This window comes from Delftia sp. ZNC0008 (genome assembly GCF_000799035.1).
Classification (GTDB): Bacteria; Pseudomonadota; Gammaproteobacteria; order Burkholderiales; family Burkholderiaceae_C; genus Comamonas; species Comamonas tsuruhatensis.
Map to the genome: position 1 here is coordinate 1 of NZ_JTKZ01000840.1, position 2,054 is coordinate 2,054.

A 2,054-nucleotide genomic window follows, 5' to 3' on the forward strand; every position below is an offset into this window, starting at 1 on the left:
CGACGCCGAAGGTGGCGAGGTCGAGGCCACCACCGCCGAGCTGCGCGAAATCACCGTGCCGCCCGCCCAGCACGGCCTGCGCGCCGACAAGGTGCTGGCCGAATGCGTGGCCGAGTTCTCGCGCAGCTATCTGCAGCAGCTGCTTGCGCAGGGCGCGGTCACCCTCAACGGGCGTGTGCTGGGCAAGCCTTCCGCCAAGGTCGCGGCCGGCGACCGCATGGTGCTGGAGATGTGGCCCACGCAGCAGAGCATGGCCTTCCAGCCCGAGGACATGGCGCTGGACGTGGTGCATGAGGACGAGCACCTGCTAGTCGTCAACAAGCCGGCTGGCCTGGTCGTGCACCCGGCGCCCGGCAACTGGACGGGAACCCTGCTCAACGGCCTGCTGGGGCGCGACCCCAAGGCGCGCGAGGTGCCGCGCGCCGGCATCGTCCATCGCCTGGACAAGGACACCAGCGGCCTCATGGTCGTGGCGCGCAGCCGCGCCGCCATGGATGCGCTGGTGGCCATGATCGCCGCACGCGATGTCAGCCGGCAGTACCTGGCGCTGGCCCACAAGGCCTGGGGCCCGCGCAAGCACCGCGAGGTCGATGCGCCCATCGGCCGCGATCCGCGCAACCGCCTGCGCATGGCCGTGGTCGACCTGGCCCAGCATGCGGGCAAGACCGCGCGCACCGACATCGACCTGCTGGCCGGCAACGACGAGGTCAGCCTGGTGCGCTGCACGCTGCATACGGGCCGCACCCACCAGATCCGCGTGCACATGGCCTCTCTGGGTCATCCGCTGGTGGCCGATGCCGTCTACGGCGGCAAGGACGCTGGCGGCATGACGCGCCAGGCCCTGCACGCCTTCCGGCTGGCCTTCACCCATCCCATGACGGGCCAGGCCCTGGTGCTGCATGCGCCGCTGCCCGCCGACATGGCGCAGGCGCTGGAAAATTGGGGGCTGAGCTACAATCCCGCCGAAAGCCTCTGACCATCTCTCGCATGGCATCTGTGGAGCGCTTGCTTCCTCTTCTTTGATTCGGCGCACCCTGGCTGCCACCCCTGGTGGCACGCGCGCCTTTGTTCCCGAGACGCTGAGCCATGAATACGGTAGATGCCAAGCGGGTCCTGGAAACTGCATTGATCTGCGCGCCGCAGCCTGTCACGCTGCGTGAGCTGCGCTCGCTGTTCGATGACGTGCTGGGCTCCGACACGCTGAAGGACCTGCTGCTGGACCTGCAGAAGGACTGGGCGCAAAAGGGCGTGGAGCTGGTACAGGTGGCGTCCGGGTGGCGCTTCCAGAGCCGGCCCGAGATGCGGGTGTACCTGGACCGGCTGCATCCCGAAAAGCCGCCACGCTACACCCGTGCGACCCTGGAGACGCTGGCCATCATCGCCTACCGTCAGCCGGTGACGCGCGGTGATATCGAGGACATACGTGGTGTGACGGTCAACAGCCTGCTGATCAAGCAACTGGAAGACCGGGGCTGGATCGAGGTGATTGGCCACCGGGAAACCGTGGGCCGGCCCTCTTTGTTTGCCACCACGCGCCAGTTTCTGGACGACCTGGGCCTGCAGTCGCTGGACCAGTTGCCCATGCTTGAGGAGCCCGAATCCCAGCAAAGCCTGTTCAAGGCGCTGGAGGAGTCGGGCGAGCCTGAGGTGCAAGAGAGTGTGCCAGCCGGTGACGCCCCGCCGACCGAAGGCTGGGGTCCCGACGAAGTGCCGCCAGTCATCGGCGCGCAGGACGTGGGCGAGGAATTGCTGGATCAGGTGCCGTTGCAGGCCGATGAGACGGAGCTGCAGGAGCTGGTCGAGGATGGTGAAGACGACGCCCTTGCCGCTCTCTTGCCAGAGGCGCCCTCGGGCGAGGCTGAGACACCGGATGGGACAGATGCCGCGAGTGCCGCAGAAGCTGCGCAGACCGCAGACACAGCGGAAAAAGCGGACACCGCGGATACGACAGACACAACGGATACGGACGGCGCTGCACTGCAGGCCGAAGAAGGAAAGCCATGACGGGTAGTGATATCTCCAAGGACCAGGACGCCCAGCCGGCGTCCGACGAG

The 2,054-nt window shown here is 67.5% G+C and carries 2 protein-coding genes; both read left to right on the forward strand.

Going from position 1 to position 2,054, the window contains the following annotated elements:
* The coding region (locus L995_RS26845) for an RluA family pseudouridine synthase (RefSeq protein ID WP_047474398.1) at nucleotides 1-976 on the forward strand (976 nt) is incomplete at its 5' end.
* Nucleotides 977-1,086: 110 nt separating this feature from the next.
* Entirely contained in the window at nucleotides 1,087-2,004 is a 918-nt protein-coding gene (scpB, locus tag L995_RS26850) for an SMC-Scp complex subunit ScpB (protein WP_047474400.1), read from the forward strand.
* The last annotated feature ends 50 nt before the right edge of the window (nucleotides 2,005-2,054 follow it).

What these genes read in the sequence shown, in the direction of transcription:
- scpB (WP_047474400.1), top strand. Translation starts at nt 1,087, where the DNA reads ATGAATACGGTAGATGCCAAGCGGGTCCTGGAAACTGCATTGATCTGC.